The sequence below is a fragment of the Alteromonas sp. C1M14 genome (assembly GCF_018860965.1).
Lineage (GTDB): Bacteria > Pseudomonadota > Gammaproteobacteria > Enterobacterales > Alteromonadaceae > Alteromonas.
On record NZ_JAHKQF010000002.1, the window covers coordinates 457186 to 472261 of the forward strand.

Annotated in this window: 15 protein-coding genes and 1 pseudogene; 7 read left to right on the top strand and 9 right to left on the bottom strand. The window is 41.6% G+C overall.

The window, feature by feature from the left end:
- Window positions 1-9: 9 nt before the first annotated feature.
- Entirely contained in the window at window positions 10-768 is a 759-nt protein-coding gene (locus KO501_RS02530; protein ID WP_216028063.1) for an NYN domain-containing protein, read from the top strand.
- On the opposite strand, the gene KO501_RS02535 is transcribed toward KO501_RS02530, so the two are convergent.
- The 3 genes from KO501_RS02535 to KO501_RS02545 all read right to left on the bottom strand — a co-directional run bounded on the left by KO501_RS02535 (window position 761) and on the right by KO501_RS02545 (window position 5142).
- A complete protein-coding gene (locus KO501_RS02535) occupies window positions 761-2089 on the bottom strand; it encodes an McrC family protein (protein WP_354667798.1) in 1329 nt (442 codons plus the stop codon). The genes KO501_RS02530 and KO501_RS02535 overlap by 8 nt on opposite strands.
- Window positions 2090-2095: 6 nt before the next feature.
- Window positions 2096-4759, bottom strand: coding sequence for an AAA family ATPase (locus KO501_RS18265; RefSeq protein WP_252728062.1), 2664 nt, complete (start codon window positions 4757-4759; stop codon window positions 2096-2098).
- A 137-nt stretch (window positions 4760-4896) separates the two neighbouring features.
- On the bottom strand, window positions 4897-5142 hold the full coding sequence (locus tag KO501_RS02545; protein ID WP_216028064.1) for a hypothetical protein: 246 nt from the start codon (window positions 5140-5142) through the stop codon (window positions 4897-4899).
- Window positions 5143-5316: 174 nt separating this feature from the next.
- Here KO501_RS02545 and KO501_RS02550 point away from each other — a divergent pair, with 174 nt between their 5' ends.
- The gene (locus KO501_RS02550) at window positions 5317-5721 is read left to right on the top strand and encodes a hypothetical protein (RefSeq protein WP_216028065.1); all 405 of its coding nucleotides are present in this window, start codon (window positions 5317-5319) and stop codon (window positions 5719-5721) included.
- Between the two features lie 17 nt (window positions 5722-5738).
- Window positions 5739-6665 (top strand): DUF932 domain-containing protein, encoded by a 927-nt coding sequence (locus KO501_RS02555; protein ID WP_216028066.1) that lies wholly within the window; start codon window positions 5739-5741, stop codon window positions 6663-6665.
- Here KO501_RS02555 and KO501_RS02560 read toward each other — a convergent pair.
- Window positions 6651-7797: pseudogene (locus KO501_RS02560) on the bottom strand (IS3 family transposase). The gene KO501_RS02555 and the pseudogene KO501_RS02560 overlap by 15 nt on opposite strands.
- A 209-nt stretch (window positions 7798-8006) precedes the next feature.
- Between KO501_RS02560 and KO501_RS02565 the strand changes: the two are divergent.
- Window positions 8007-8402 carry a hypothetical protein gene (locus KO501_RS02565; protein WP_216028067.1) on the top strand — a complete coding sequence of 132 codons (396 nt, stop codon included), beginning with the start codon at window positions 8007-8009 and terminating at the stop codon, window positions 8400-8402.
- A gap of 181 nt (window positions 8403-8583) precedes the next feature.
- Here the strand turns inward: KO501_RS02565 and KO501_RS02570 are convergent, their stop codons facing one another.
- From KO501_RS02570 to KO501_RS02580, 3 genes are all read right to left on the bottom strand, one after another.
- Window positions 8584-8880, bottom strand: coding sequence for a hypothetical protein (locus tag KO501_RS02570; protein ID WP_252728064.1), 297 nt, complete (start codon window positions 8878-8880; stop codon window positions 8584-8586).
- 242 nt (window positions 8881-9122) lie between these two features.
- Entirely contained in the window at window positions 9123-10496 is a 1374-nt protein-coding gene (locus tag KO501_RS02575) for a serine hydrolase domain-containing protein (RefSeq protein ID WP_216028068.1), read from the bottom strand.
- A gap of 442 nt (window positions 10497-10938) precedes the next feature.
- Window positions 10939-11391 carry an Rrf2 family transcriptional regulator gene (locus KO501_RS02580; RefSeq protein ID WP_216028069.1) on the bottom strand — a complete coding sequence of 151 codons (453 nt, stop codon included), beginning with the start codon at window positions 11389-11391 and terminating at the stop codon, window positions 10939-10941.
- A gap of 104 nt (window positions 11392-11495) precedes the next feature.
- Between KO501_RS02580 and KO501_RS02585 the strand changes: the two genes are divergently transcribed.
- The 3 genes from KO501_RS02585 to KO501_RS02595 all read left to right on the top strand — a co-directional run bounded on the left by KO501_RS02585 (window position 11496) and on the right by KO501_RS02595 (window position 14178).
- Window positions 11496-12395: an NAD(P)/FAD-dependent oxidoreductase gene (locus tag KO501_RS02585; protein ID WP_216028070.1), complete on the top strand. Its 900-nt coding sequence runs from the start codon at window positions 11496-11498 to the stop codon at window positions 12393-12395.
- Window positions 12396-12653: 258 nt separating this feature from the next.
- Complete coding sequence (locus tag KO501_RS02590; protein ID WP_252728066.1) at window positions 12654-13133, top strand: YbjN domain-containing protein; 480 nt, start codon at window positions 12654-12656, stop codon at window positions 13131-13133.
- 280 nt (window positions 13134-13413) lie between these two features.
- On the top strand, window positions 13414-14178 hold the full coding sequence (locus tag KO501_RS02595) for a DNA/RNA non-specific endonuclease (protein ID WP_216028071.1): 765 nt from the start codon (window positions 13414-13416) through the stop codon (window positions 14176-14178).
- Here the strand turns inward: KO501_RS02595 and KO501_RS02600 are convergent.
- Entirely contained in the window at window positions 14167-14487 is a 321-nt protein-coding gene (locus tag KO501_RS02600; protein WP_216028072.1) for an MliC family protein, read from the bottom strand. The two genes, KO501_RS02595 and KO501_RS02600, sit on opposite strands and share 12 nt — an antisense overlap.
- 75 nt (window positions 14488-14562) lie before the next feature.
- Window positions 14563-15033, bottom strand: a complete 471-nt coding sequence (locus KO501_RS02605) for an EVE domain-containing protein (protein ID WP_216028073.1) — start codon at window positions 15031-15033, stop codon at window positions 14563-14565.
- Window positions 15034-15076: the final 43 nt, after the last annotated feature.

Genomic DNA, 15076 nt, shown 5'->3' on the forward strand with positions numbered 1-15076 from the left:
AGGATAGAGATGAAAGACCTGGATGTTCATAAAAAAGTGGCTGTACTGATTGATGCGGATAATGCACAATTAACCAAATTATCGCCCATACTGGATGAAATATCAGCGCACGGTCACGTACTAATAAAACGGGCTTACGGTGATTGGTCTGCCGAGACCTTAAAGAACTGGAAGAAGCCGCTTAATGAACTGGCGATCCAGCCTATTCAACAATTTGCCTATACCACCGGAAAGAACTCTACCGATGCATCGATGATTATTGATGCCATGGACTTACTTTATTCAGACCGAATTGATGCCTTTGCACTGGTTTCCAGTGACAGCGACTTTACCAAGCTGGCCTCTCGTTTAAGAGAGTCGGAAAAGTTTGTGTTTGGTGTGGGAGAGAAGAAAACACCGGTATCGTTTCGTAATGCCTGTGATGATTTCATCTTCACCGAAAACTTAGGCGCTGAACCGGTATCAAATAGTGATACACCAAAGGCGGATAATGCTGTTTCTGCCAATGGCGCAGAAGAACTCATCCCAGTTCTTTTAAAAGCGTGGGAACTTTATCAGAATGATGATGGCTGGGTTAACGTAGGTCCTGCTGGTAGCTTTTTGAAGAGGGCTAAACCCGATTTTGATCCACGTACTTATGGCTCAGCCAAGGTAACCGGTGTGGTCGCCGGATTATCTTCCATATTTGAAATGACAAAACTAAAAGGAAAAGGTTCAACACAAGGAATTTTCTATCGCCCTAAAATTGCCACAACAGAGCTCAAATAAATCCCAGCTCATTAAAGGCGATACGTTCATGGCAGTTTGGCCTTACGTCGAAAGGCACGACTTTCAGCCTTAACTTATGTTCTGGGTCGTAAGAAAAATAATGCTCCAATGGCGCTTGGAATGACTCGGTACGCGGGTAAATAAGGATAAGCAAACCTTCACTGTTGAGGTACTTATACCCGTACCCTAGCATTTGATAAAAATCACTTTGCGATAAGCCAAACTTATCAGAACCTGAGCTTTTGCTCTGATCAATTAGCTTCCATTTCGTATCCATTATGGTTGCCGTTCCACCAGAGCTTTTTAAATACAAATCCGGTTTCAAGCGGAAATATTGCCGTGCACCATAACTTACTAATGATTCTCTTTGCACTTGACTGGTGAGTTTTGCTGATTTTGGAACATGTTTAGCCAGGTATTTAGCAACGAAACTTTCAAACACTGCTTCCATGGGAAACAACAATGAATAAGCGTCATGCCTGCCTGTCATCGACTGAGGTGAAAAACCTTCCAGAATCAGCCTTGCCCATTTAAGAGGTACATCGTAATGCTGCATGCCCCGGTGCAATTTAATTGCCGAGAAGTCACTATGATAATCGCAGCTGTATGGCACAGCTTCAAAAGCAAAAGAAAGCTCTTGCACAAGTTTTTTATTTTTACTGACTACCGCCCACTTTGATACTGCTTGAAGCGCAGAGCGAATCAACCTATTGGCAGGCTGATCCGCCTCGTACGCATCATATTCCACATAAAACCGATGCCGATTAACAAAGTTATGCTTAAGTTGATGACTGTGAAGTAACTTGCCTTTCAAAAAAGCACTATTATTCTGTTCACGAACATAGTCATTTTTAATGCCCTTTTTAACAAGGAGGTTCACTGAACCCAAGAATTGGGCGATAAAGACCTCTAGCAAAGGCATTTTTTGTTTTTTAATACTGGCGACTTCGGTTTCGATATGACGAAAGTGCTTTAAGGTTTTCAGCATCATTAAAAGCGACAGTCGTGCCTCTTCAGCATTGTCGGCATTCGTATCCAATTTTGCGATTTTGGGTAGTACTTCTATCTGAGTACCATCAGGACAAATGATTACTCCGGCGTAGTTCTGCATTTGCAAAACTTCCATGCCATTAGCGACTTTTAGTTTCAAATAAGCAGAATCAACTTCATCGCTTAAGCAGATCTTTTTTAAATATTCAAAAGCCTGGCAAGATATCTTTTGTACACGAGCAACTGTGTTTGCCTTATCACTGGCACTAATCAAACCGTATTCAAACACTGTCAGGCTATGCCGTTTCTGATTTGATTTTACAAACGCCACGTTAAATTACCCTGCATCCTGATTACTAGAATACATTACGGTGTAAGTTTCCGCTTCATCCCATATTGGTACTCCAACAGGGGTTACCTGATATTCGTAAAGCTGATCGTCAAACTCACCAAATTCTTCTTTTTCACCAAACAAATTATGGTAGTTGACCGGCTGCCTTGGGATAATGGGTTCGATGCCCATTTGTTCTTTTTGGTTATCAGCCAGCACTAAACGAATTTTCTGCCAGTCTTCGAAGAAGTACTCAGCAAGTAACGGGATAATTTTATTCTGAAATGTCTTTCCAAGCTCAGCTAATGCACTAACGTGATCATTAAGCTTTATCGCGTTAATCACAGGCATAAAGAAAGCATGCCCGAGGGTATGCTCTCTATCGTAAAGCGCAGCTATACGCTCGTTAAGTGTTTTCAAAAGCTTTACTAAATCGATCCGTTTGCCATCAACCAAGATTGAATAGGCGTTCCCTGATTCATCTTCCAGAACGCTGGTATCGGGCATCATTTCTATGAAATCAAATCGACGCCTCAGGGCAGTATCCATTAACGCCAACGATCTGTCTGCAGTATTCATTGTGCCAATCAAATACAAGTTGTCGGGTACAGAGAAAGGATATCCAGAATAAGGCAGCGTTACTTTAATATGCTCATCGCGGCCTAGTCGCTTTGACGGCTCAATTAAGGTTATTAACTCTCCAAAGACTTTAGAAATATTGCCACGATTGATTTCATCGATGACCAAAACAAAGTTTTTGCGCTCACTTTTACCTTCAACAGATTCAACCGAGAGCTCAGAAAGGTATTTTATAAGTGCCCCGTAGTAGGGTTTCAATCCGCCCTTTATTTCTTTTTCATTGTTGTAAAGCGCCCTTAAGGATTTGACGAATAATGAATGAACAGAGCTCCCTCGGTTCTTATCAAAACGAATAGTATTATTGCTTACATCCGTTATCGTGAAATGAGTTGTGCCACCTAGATTATTAATTTTTATTCCTGATTCAGACTCTGCTAATTTATCTGAAAATTGTTGCCACCGCGCTTCAAACTCTGCAACAGCTGATGTGCTATTAGCTACGCGGTATTTTTTGGCGTCATCGCAAATGGCTTTAAATACACCGTCTTTTTCGTAATAACTGATCTGATCCCCCTCAGTTTTAGCGCTGAGGCCTTCAACAAACTCTTCGTACCCATAGCTTTGGTGAAATGTTACAAAGCGAATGCGTTCTTGCGAAACCAATTCATCGTATTTCTCTTTAAAGGACTGACGCTGTAAATCTCGGTTATGCCCTTGTGGCGTAAAGTCAGGCTCAGCGGCTCTGACTGCTAATTCTATTGTTCGATAGGTTTTGCCGGTGCCAGGCGGACCAAACAAGATCTGGTTTAAAGGCATGTCCAAGTTTTGGCTCGAAGCAGTAGGTTCTTGCGTTTCATCGCTAGCATGTTCCATTTCAATACCCAAATCAGATAACGTTAAATCGTAATACCGTCTTAAGATATCCTGCTCAAACAACGAATACTCTTTGACGGGTACTTCCCAAGATGTGCCGTTATAGCGCGGCGACCACCGTTTGTACTTATCCTCGTAAGTATATTTGACCGGTTGCTCCAGACTCTCAATGATTTCGTACCTGCGCATCATCCATTGCTCATCTAACTCAGAGCCAGATACATACTCAATATCAGAAATCACTCTGACTAACCGATAAACAGTATTTCCATGGCCAAGGTTAACGATATCTCCTATATTTATCGCCCTAAAGCAGTCCGCGCTACGATTTCCCGTGTCTTGATGCACCGATAGGAGACAGTTACTTGAAAGCCAACTTAAGGTGTCTTCATTGAACGAATTCGGGCTATGAGAAACTTTCCATATTCTTGCATTCATAACTGTATTGTCACTATCTTTATAGTCAGTGGGCCAATATGGCTCTCTTGTTATTGGATAATCGAGGTTAAACTGCTGTAGGTCGGACTTTTCGCTTAACCGATTAAAAGTAGTCGGGCTAAGTTCTTCTTTAAAGTAATTATCTTTATACCCAAAGCGTTGCCTATAATTTATTTTATTGGCTACCGGATCAAAGGTTGCAAACACTGATTTTGCTTTGAGATCGCCTTGTTCACGTCTTCCTATCCGAAATGCGTTGCCTGCTTCCATCTTTACGGTAAATACGTCTAATCCATTACTATTTGCCAATCGAATAATATCGCAGAAAGCATCTAAGATTTCGTCTGGCCATGTCTGATAACTTCGGGCAAAAGCGGGTTTATGCAGGAATTGCTGAATAATCTCTCCATTCGTTAATGGTGCTACTTCCGGCTGAATGTCTAACCCCAGTGAAGCCGCATGTGTGATAAACCGATTAGTGTTTTCTCCCCCCCACTGATTAGATACCAATATTTCCTGTTCGTCATGAGTAACTAGTCTTTCATTTTCTGCAGAAAAGTAGCTGTTTTCGATATCAGTGGATTGCCGTTTCTTTGCGTTGAATTCTTGATAGGTACAAAAGACCCCCGCACTTCCTTGAAGCTTTTTAGGAAAGGCATTTTGCAACGCTGACAAGGTCGGCTTATGAAGCCTTAAGTATGCTTTCACCACCGCCAATGCTAGGCGGTTTTTAGTATAAGATGTGCCTTCAAACCGATATTTCGTATAGTCTCTAAGCATTATGGATACCTATTAATATTCAGTTTTGACTCACAAATCGCACAACACCGAGAAGGCGGTAAGACTCTGAAACACTTGCGTTTTATCTCGCTTTTTATATACGACTTTTGCTCTGTTCTATCGGGGTTACAACCTAGCTAATTTTCTTGATACCATTTAAATTCAGAACTCATACGAAAACCGCCCCAAACACCCTGAAAGGGCTCCAGTTCCGTTTTACATAGTTTTGAACTGGCCTCAACTGCAAGGGATGAGTCGTCAGGGGTATTTTCTATACCGTTGACTCCAGCGGTTTCTGAGTACAGGACGTCGCGAAGAAAGAAGTTTTTAGCCAGGCGAGTACGATCCAATTTGTCCACTTTTGAAACAAGTGACTTAGACATCTACATATTCCATTGCGCTAAGACAGGATTGTTAACATATCACATCCAGCATATTTAACGATTGTTTTTCTGTTCACCTTCACTGTGAATAAATTTCAATGAAATTGAAAACCTATATCACCTCATAGATGCGCCACCCTGCGCGTCTTTTTATACATTTTAATGAGGTTTGATATGACAATAATCTGTCCCAATTGCCGCTCTTCACGAGTTGGCGTTAGAAACTATGGCCGTTCTACCTGCGGCACGCTAGGTAGTCTTGCAGGTGCACACCTTGCCATGCAAGGCATTCGTGTGGGCTCCTCTATCGGTCGCTTCTTTGGCCCTCCGGGATTAGTGATAGGCGGCACAGCAGGCCTCATCATTGCCGGGATAAGTGGCGCAATGCTAGGCGGTAGTACGGGTACGCAACTCGGTTCAATGATTGATGACAAGATCCTTAACAACTACAAATGCCTTGATTGTAAACACACCTTCAGTGATAGCACGGCGAGCAAGGACGATGAGTACGTTTATGAGCACTCAACGCCGTCAAGTGAAGACGATGACTTTCATCCTCTATCGACGTCCTCTCAATAACATTCAAGGAAATTGTTATGGCACATTTAGTTGAAACTATGGCCTACACGGGTGAAACGCCTTGGCATCGGCTTGGTAATACAATACCTGCAAATCGTCCATTAAATGAATGGATAATCGCCGCCGGTATGGACTGGCAAATTAATGAAGCTCCTGTTTTGTTTGATTGCAATACACTACCTGGCTCTCCGACGATGCGCTTGCCTTTAACAAGAGAAGCACAGGGATATAAAGTCTTGTATCGCTCTGATTCGCACTCTCCGTTGTCTGTTGTTAGTCAGCGCTATCAGGTAGTACAACCCAAGGCCATCATGGAATTCTACCGTGATTTGACCGAGCAATTCGGCTTTGAGATGGAAACCGCTGGTGTTTTAAAGGGAGGTAGAAAACTTTGGGCTTTGGCAAAAACCGGGCAAACTACACATGTAAAAGGTAAAGATACCGTTAACGGGTATGTTCTGCTCGCCACTGCTTGCGATGGCACGATGGCCACAACGGCCCAATTTACCAGTGTCCGCGTGGTCTGTAATAACACCCTTGCCATTGCAACTCGCGATAATCATGGTGCAGTCAAAGTGCCGCACAGCACTCAGTTCAATGCCACTGAGGTAAAACAAAAACTCGGCTTGTCAGTGTCTGCTTGGGATGAATTTAGTTATCAAATGAAGAACCTGTCAGAACGCAAGCTAACTAATCGAAGCGCTTCTCGCTTCCTGGGCTCGCTATTCGATAGCGATACTACAACGCTATCGGTAAAAGCGCGTGAGCGCAATCAGGCAGCCATTTTAAGCCTGTATCAGGGCAGAGGCATGGGTGCACAATTAACCTCTTCTCAGAACACCGCATTTGGGCTTCTCAATGCCGTCACACAGTTTGTCGATCACGAACAGCGTGCACATTCTAAAGATAACTGGACTTCCCAGCTTTCACTAGACAGTTTTTAACTCAGAATAATACGCTTCCTCAAACTTAGCAGGTGAAACACCGCCTGTGTGTGAATGGCGCTTTTTTGGATTGTAAAACATTTCTATAAAATTGAATATCTCAGCTTTCGCATCTTCGCGTGTCGAATATATCTTACGCTTAATTATTCGCTTTTTAATTGTCGCAAAAAAGCTTTCAGCACCGCATTATCATGACAGTTCCCAGCGCGGCTCATTGAAGGCACAAGATTATGTTCTTTCATAAATGCGAGATAATCAGCGCTACCGTATTGACTACCTTGATCACTATGAACCATTACCTCAGCCTTCGGTTGACGTTGATATACAGCCATCAACAGTGCATTTATAACAAGGTGCTTATCCATATTTTTATCCATCGACCAACCCACAATACGCCGAGAGAATAAATCCATCACTGTTGCCACATATAAAAAACCTTCATAGGTTCTTATGTAAGTTATGTCGCTTACCCACGATTGATTCGGCGCAGGTGGGTTAAATTGACGCGCTAATAAGTTATCTGCAATTCGCGAAGTCTTACCGCCTTTAATATGGCGGCGCTTATACCCAATTTGCGCTTTAAGCTTATGTTGTCGCATGATCTTAGCTACACGATTTACGCTGCATTGCTCACCGGCTTCACGTAAGTCAGCATGTATCCAAGGGCTACCATACGTGCCGCCGCTGGCTACGTAGAATTCTTTGATGAGTTTCAACAAGCGATTATCTTCAAGCGCTCTATCGCTTAAAGGTTTTTTTAACCACGCATAAAAACCACTACGATGCAGCTTAAAAAGGCGGCACATCGAAGTGATGGAAAACTCATTTTGGTGTTCTCGAATGAAGCCGTACTTTACTCGGGGTGGCTGGCAAAGTACCTTGCGGCCTTTTTTAGAATATCCCGCTCCTCCGTGACACGTTTCAATTCAGCCTCAAGTTTAGCGATCTTAAGCTGTTCTTCTGAAGATTTAACCGATTTAGGTTTATCTGATAGCTGGCTGCGCCAGTGATATAAGGTTTTAGTACAAATACCTAATCGTTCTGATACTTCAGCAACTGAATAACCACGTTCAGTAATTTGTTTAACAGCTTCTATTTTAAATTCTTGGGTATACCGTTTGCCTTTGCTCATAAAACACCTCTAATTAGAAGTTACAATGTAACTCATTGGGTGTCTAGTAAACTCTGGGAAGTCCAGAAATCTTTCTTGTGAATTGTAGACATAAGGTAGTTATAATCTGGCAATTTCTATGAAAAATAAAAGGTTAAAGCCACATCATTGCTAGGAGCCATTAATATTTGTATAGTATAAGTTGATGACATTATATTAACGGATTTCATATGATTTCAATTTTAGCTAAGCTAACGCCTTTAATTCTACTTTCTCAATTAATTGTTGGTTGCGCAAATATAGTGCCAATCACTTCGTCGCCGCCCTACAGTAAAATTGATATCGAATCTTCCTTCTCATTTGGTGAATCGAATATCTTTTTAATTGATCTGAATTTTCCAAAGGGGACATATCTCCCAATTTATGAAGATGAAGACGGGTATTATTATGAAGCTCCTCATAAATTAACGGGTAATGATGGAGGTATAGCTATTCTCATTGACGGGGGGATATATTTAGATAAGGATAAGAATGAACCCGATAAGATTTATATAATTCGAAGTAGTTTTGGTTCCCCGACAATTTTGTCTATGGATGAAAAACCGTCTTTAAAACTCGTTAAATAAGCCGAATTCAACACAATCATCTTTAGCATTCCTAAAATGGAAAAAGCATCCAAAGAATGCTATTAAAGATAACCGTCAATTTCCCTTGGTAATTAAAGACTACGACAAAGTCGCTTGGTGTTAACAGATATAAGAAAATAGAACTCTACTTGCTCTTTCACTTTTACAATTCAGGGCTCATTCATCGAATTAGGCATTTTGGTGTTATTTCAAATTGGACAGGACTACCTGTTTTTTGTTGAACGACATGCGTGCGTCTTAGAACTGAACGTCCGCAAACAACATCAGAAACTTTGAGTTTAACGAGGTCACAACCTCGTAGTTTGCTATCAAGCCCAAGGTTGAACAGTGCGAGATCACGCGTTCGTCCTTCAAGCTCTAAGCGAATCCGTATACCCCATATATGTGATATCTGAAGAGGCTTTTTCTGACCGATAATACGATTTTTGTTCCAAGGTGTATGGACTTTAATTGCCATGAGTTGTCTCCTGTAGAATAGTAGACTTAAGTATGGCAGTCAGATTGACAGGCGCACTTAGACAAAGAGCGGACTGTCAGACTTGTTAAGTTGGATTTTTGTCATGTATGCTGATTGTTTAAGTTAATGAGCTTTTGTTAGCTTCCAACATGCACATAGAGGTTCGTCAAATCAAGACTGCTCATTACTCAAGCAAAAGACGGCAATTAACTTTCACCTCAATCAGTCGGTAAAATTAAATACTATTGCTGGCGTTTGAATTCATATTTACCACCGCCTTGGCTGAGAACAAATCCGTTTGAATGACTTGAAGAGTCATTAGGTTCGTCGAAGTTAATAACGATACCAGCACGATCAAAACGAAATTCTGTTTCTGAATACGCTGTTAGTGGAAGAGCACCTTGGCCCTCGCCTTGACTCATCAACCTTCCATTTTCAACCCAGAAGCGAATTTTAATAGGTACTTGTGAGCTCGCAAATTGACCTTCGAATGAGCTTAGAAACTTTTCACTTAACGTTATAGGTTTTGCAGAAAAATCAGGAATATCGATTGAAAGACCATACATACTTTTTAGGACTGTAATCAATACATCGTTAAAGTTATAGTTTAACGCATTGCTTAGTACAGTTATGTTTAGCCCGTCTTCCGTATTGTAACCAGCTGCGGAGACAAATCCGTCAATACCACCAAAATGGCCGTAAAATTTCTTCTCGCCAAACGGGGCCACACTCATACCTAAACCATAACCATCCTCAAGCTTCATCATGGCACTTAGTGAGTCAGTTGATACCAGTTTGCCTTCAAATAATGCAGTAAAAAACTGATTGGTATCTTTTGCTGTAGAAACAATTGCCCCTGCTCCGTGAGGCACACTCATGTGCGTTTCTGGCTGCCTGACCCACTTTCCGTTGTAATGATAAGAAGAGGCTTCATTTTCTTCAATTTCACTGCTATTGCCGTAATAGGTACTATTCAGATTTAAGGGTTGAGTAATATTTGTAGCAATAACTTCTTTCAGCGGCTTGTCGTAAAGCGACTCAATGATGAAACCTAAAAGCACGTAGTTAGAGTTGGAATACTTATGTTTACTACCAGGGCTAAACTCGGGCTGATACCCCTGAATCCTTGCAACAAGCTGCTCTTCTGTTTGCGGCGTCATCTTAAAACTCGTGTAGTCCGGGTCGCTGGTAAAGTTAAATATTCCTGAACGGTGACTCAGCAAATGCTTAATTGTGATTTGCGTTGCGTTGGGAATGTCAGGATAGAACTGGTTTAGTTTTGTATCCAAACTGAGTTTATTATTTTCGATAAGCTGCATTATTAGTACGGCTGTAAATGTCTTAGTCACTGAGCCAATGCGAAATCGTGTTTTAGCCGAGATTGGAATATTGTCTTCAATCGACGCCAATCCCGCATAGTGCTCATAGCGTGGAACGCCACTCTCTGTTACATACACTGCAGTCATGACCTTGTTGTTGTTACTAAGGGCTGTTAAATAGCTGTCTAGGTCGGCTTGGTGTGTGTTAAAACTTTGTGCAGCGCTGGGGAGAGTAAACAATACAGCTGCGAATTTCGCCCAAAATAGGATCAATCTAAACTTCGTCATCCTTTCCATTTTAATTCCCTAAGCCTGTAAGCTGAATTTGATGTTCTCCAAGTGTTTTATCGTATTAGTTCATTGGTCAAAATACCACCGAAAATTATAAAACTAAGGCTCAAAATAGATGCAGGGTGAATCGACCAGACGTTACTAGACAGATTTTTGTTTGAATTCTTCTAGCTTTTCATAAGCCAGTGGAAGCATATTATTCGCTTCACAATGACTAAAACGTAATAAATGTAAAAAACTTCCATGTAGTAAAACCTTCAAAGTTAGCGGACACAACATATAGTTAATGACGTCAAAATAATGTTGAAGCCTCTCTCTGACTTAAACTAACTGATTTGAGTAAGTGAAGCCATACTTGAGGTATAGAAATCGGGAGGAAATTCTTAGTCGCTTCAAACCAACGGTATCACTGTCTTGCAACATAGCCGAAAACGGATACTGTTTAATCCTAATTCGTTGAATGAGGTTCATCCTGTAATTGGGTAAATTCAATCATAAATTTCTCACTGAGATCAGCAAGGCTTACTTCTTTAAAGCGATTTATTAATATCAACTCGGCCTCATCCATGGCCTCTTTTAGCGTCTGATTTACAGCTTGTTCAATTAAGCAGTGAGTATTTTCATCGGTAAGCCCTATGGTAAAAACACTCTGTTCGCCCAAACAGTGATGAATATCAAGCAAGGTAACATGGTGCAACGAACAATTTAACGTCCAGCCCCCATGATGTCCTTTCACTGATTTTACATACCCGTGCTCGCGCAACAAACCCATCGTTCGCCGCACAACGACAGGATTGGTTCTTAGCATTTTACCGATCTCTTCAGATGTCACCGGTTTATCGTATTGGGCTAAATGAATTAACGCATGCAGCGCACGGGATAATCGGCTGTCTTTTCTCATATTCAAACTCAGCATAAATTTGCTCTAGCTTAACACGAAACTTTTAATGTTACATAACCCATGCTAACCTCTCGAAACATTAAAAGTTACATAAGGAGTATGTTATGCAATATGATGTCGTTATTATTGGTGGTAGCTTTGCGGGTTTATCGGCAGCTATGCAGTTAGTCAGAGCCCGACGCACTGTGTTAGTGATTGATGCAAATACACCCAGAAATCGATTTTCTTCCCACTCCCATGGCGTGTTCGGCCTTGACGGCGAGCGCCCTCAACAAATAAGAACTCGCGCACTCCAACAACTTTTCGCCTACCCTACTTTCACTTTAATGGAAGGTTTTGTCGAAAAAGTGATACCCGAAGCCTTAGGTTTTTCGGTTAAAACAACTAAGGAAAATGTCACATCACGACGAATGGTTCTAGCAATGGGAGTAAAAGACAACTTGCCTTCAATTGAAGGGTTAGCTCAATATTGGGGAAAAAATGTGGTTCACTGCCCTTATTGTCATGGCTATGAATTAAGTGAAACAAACCTTGGTGTATTGGCAACCTCAGACATGTCCTTTCACCAAGCAGCAATGTTGCCTGACTGGGGCGCAACGACCCTATTCACTCAACATAAATTTAAGCCAGATAGAGAACTGGAAAGGGTTTTAAAACTACGAGGCGTAAAAATAGAAGACGCCGAAATCGTGAAGGTTTTAGGTAACCAACAGCAACTTGAACATGTGGCGTTAAGTGACGGTAGAACGCTCTCTTTAGGGGGTCTTTATATTATTCCGCAAATACAAGTGTTAAACCCTATTGTTAGCGATTTATCATTAACCCTAACTTCCTCCCCTTTAGGTCAAATTGTAGAGGTCGATCCATTAAAAGAAAGTGCTATCAAAGGAGTCTTTGTTGCTGGGGATATGTCCAACCCAATGCAAAATGGCACCTTAGCGGCAGCGTCAGGTACGTTAGCAGGAATCGGCGTTCATCGTTCCTTAATTTTTAACAACCATTAGCCCCGTTAAACACAGCAAATATATAAAAACGGCCTTGTATCTCGATTACAGCATCAGCTTCTATGGATAACATACTGAATTTTATGTGGTAAAACACATTGATTATAAAGTAAGCTACAGCTATAAAGAGGAACAGAGGTAGTGAACGCGGCGCCAGCCCGTGATTTCCGAAGGTTTACTCAATAATAGGGTAGATTTGTAACTCACCCGCAAATCTATCGATAAACAGCTAAATGGGTGTTATACGGAAATTTAAAAATGAAAAAAAAATATGCGTCTTTGATGGTAGCTGCAAGCTGTGTGCAGATGCTATCTTTAGCACCAGAAGCACACGCTGCCGATCTTATTACTGCTGAAGATCCCTATGAAATCTTAAACATTGCAAAAGGATTTGGCAGTGCTAATTTAAAGAAAGATTCGTCGGGTGATCCTATGATCACTGGAAGAATCGATGGTAATAAATATGGAATATTTTTTTATGGCTGTAGCGACGGCAGAAACTGTGACGAAATACAGTTTGTTGCTGCCTGGAGCGGAGTTGATGCCTCCCTATCTGACGTCAATGAATACAATAGACTAAGAAAATTTGGAAAAGCTTATTTAGATAGCGATGGCGATCCAAATTTAGACATGATCATTAACATGGATTATGGGATCACCGTCGAAACGTTAGAAGATAACTTCGATTGGTGGACCAAGATCATTAAGACCTTTGAAACAGAAGTTTTAAAAATATAGTCTGATAAATTCATCAAATGGTATTTATTGTCTTTTGCAGTGGGTGAAATGCAAAACCCACTGCATATGTGTTTGCTACATCTATGATCTATAATCGTCCTTACCTACCTGTAATTTTTTACCCCCAGTGTGTATAGCAATTCCCATCAACCCACTTCTTATTAGCTATTGGTAAAATTTACCTGTCCAAACGTTCAGTTTGCTTATATATTTGCCCACCACAACGCCCGTACGGGCGTGTTGAGTTTGTCGTTAATGCCCCAATCAGGACTTATAATCAATGAAAGCTTGCCTGCTTTTTCTTTCTCTTAGTTGTGTTAGTGCCAACGTATTTGCTGATATACGAAGTGTACACTGCCCTTTAACCTGCCCTAGTTTATCCATTAAAAATAATGACGTGGTGTTCAACCATACCTATGCAATTAGCAACGACGCCACAACCAAGTTTGCAGATTGGGTTGCCTATAAAGTCAGTGTTTTAAATTTTGGCGACTCACCGGGACGAGACTGGGGAAATGATCCCTTGATTGACGACAACGAAAGTCTTGAAGAAGACGATTATAAAGGGGCATACAGTCAGTTACATGTGGATAGGGGCCACCTCGCCCCTCTTGCTAGTTTTGCCGGCAATAAGCATTGGCGAGAGTTAAATTATCTTTCGAATATCACGCCGCAAAAATCAGCCTTGAATCAAGGCGCATGGGCCGATTTAGAAGAAGCAGTAAGACACGCGGTAAGCTTTAGAAAGCCTCTGTATGTTATTACTGGCACCCTTTATGGGAAAAACGAGCCTGGGTTACCCGGCGCAGACGAAAGCCATCAAATACCGTCGGGTTATTTTAAGGTGGTCTATGATCTTAAAGGCAATGCGGCTAGTTTTTTGTTTGACCAAGACCTACCCCGTGCGGCAAATTATTGCGATTCTCTAGTCAAAAACCGGGATATGAATAACGCAGTAGGCTTTACCATGCCCGACTTTGTGGATGCGAAAAGCATCGTTCAGCTAGTGGGTTGTGATTACACAACTGGCAAATTATCGAGCTAGACAGTCAATTGCAGCCATACGCCCAATCGTTAGCGTTATTTTATCCCCTTTACCCCGCAGTGTTGTCGGTCCATTGGTATAATAAAAGCCAGATGCTGCTGGTTGCTGGGTCAAGGTTATTTCTTCGTTAGCACGCTTTACGATGGCAATGTCCCTATCAATATAATAGGCCACGCTAAGTGATTGTCCTCTTTCACAGTCAAATTCTACCTGTTTAATGGCAGCTGAACCGACTTCTTCGGTGGCCTTTTGGTTTGCACACCCATTTAAGGCGGCAACAAAAACTAGCATCAGTAACGGTTTTAGCATCGTTATTCCTTTTTTAGCCTTGCCGTCTTGCAAAGCGACTTTCATTTGTTCGCAAATAGGCCGGGGATAATGCTTTCAATCCGCTGCCATAGCAGCTTGATATAACAAATCCCATTCCTGTTTTTCCACTGGCATAATAGATAATCGATTACCTTTTTTCACTAACGGTAAGTCCGTTATGCTAGGCAAGGCTTTAATAACCGATAACGGCAAGATATCAGGACATTTTTCAACAAAGGTAACATCCACACAATACCACCGTGGATTATCTTCTGTGGACTTGGGGTCATAATAGTGACTTTCAGGGTTAAACTGTGTTGGGTCCGCATAAGCCTCACGGCTTACCCTAGCCACACCAGCTATGCCTACATGCTTGCAACTAGAATGGTAAATGAAAACCTTATCCCCTTGTTTTACCTTATCTCGCAAGAAGTTACGTGCTTGATAATTTCTAACGCCGTCCCAAGGTTCCGTTTTATTTGGCCGACCTGCCAAATCGTCAATGCCAAATGTATCTGGCTCCGACTTAAACAACCAATAGCCCATTAAATATCCTCCGCTTTGTTACCGAAAGAATACCACACCCTCG

What these genes read in the sequence shown, in the direction of transcription:
- KO501_RS02555 (WP_216028066.1), top strand. Translation starts at nt 5,739, where the DNA reads ATGGCACATTTAGTTGAAACTATGGCCTACACGGGTGAAACGCCTTGG.
- KO501_RS02600 (WP_216028072.1), bottom strand. Translation starts at nt 14,487, where the DNA reads ATGCTAAAACCGTTACTGATGCTAGTTTTTGTTGCCGCCTTAAATGGG.
- KO501_RS02590 (WP_252728066.1), top strand. Translation starts at nt 12,654, where the DNA reads ATGAAAAAAAAATATGCGTCTTTGATGGTAGCTGCAAGCTGTGTGCAG.
- KO501_RS02605 (WP_216028073.1), bottom strand. Translation starts at nt 15,033, where the DNA reads ATGGGCTATTGGTTGTTTAAGTCGGAGCCAGATACATTTGGCATTGAC.
- KO501_RS02575 (WP_216028068.1), bottom strand. Translation starts at nt 10,496, where the DNA reads ATGGAAAGGATGACGAAGTTTAGATTGATCCTATTTTGGGCGAAATTC.
- KO501_RS02545 (WP_216028064.1), bottom strand. Translation starts at nt 5,142, where the DNA reads ATGTCTAAGTCACTTGTTTCAAAAGTGGACAAATTGGATCGTACTCGC.
- KO501_RS02565 (WP_216028067.1), top strand. Translation starts at nt 8,007, where the DNA reads ATGATTTCAATTTTAGCTAAGCTAACGCCTTTAATTCTACTTTCTCAA.
- KO501_RS02595 (WP_216028071.1), top strand. Translation starts at nt 13,414, where the DNA reads ATGAAAGCTTGCCTGCTTTTTCTTTCTCTTAGTTGTGTTAGTGCCAAC.
- KO501_RS02570 (WP_252728064.1), bottom strand. Translation starts at nt 8,880, where the DNA reads ATGGCAATTAAAGTCCATACACCTTGGAACAAAAATCGTATTATCGGT.
- KO501_RS02580 (WP_216028069.1), bottom strand. Translation starts at nt 11,391, where the DNA reads ATGAGAAAAGACAGCCGATTATCCCGTGCGCTGCATGCGTTAATTCAT.
- KO501_RS18265 (WP_252728062.1), bottom strand. Translation starts at nt 4,759, where the DNA reads ATGCTTAGAGACTATACGAAATATCGGTTTGAAGGCACATCTTATACT.
- KO501_RS02550 (WP_216028065.1), top strand. Translation starts at nt 5,317, where the DNA reads ATGACAATAATCTGTCCCAATTGCCGCTCTTCACGAGTTGGCGTTAGA.
- KO501_RS02530 (WP_216028063.1), top strand. Translation starts at nt 10, where the DNA reads ATGAAAGACCTGGATGTTCATAAAAAAGTGGCTGTACTGATTGATGCG.
- KO501_RS02585 (WP_216028070.1), top strand. Translation starts at nt 11,496, where the DNA reads ATGCAATATGATGTCGTTATTATTGGTGGTAGCTTTGCGGGTTTATCG.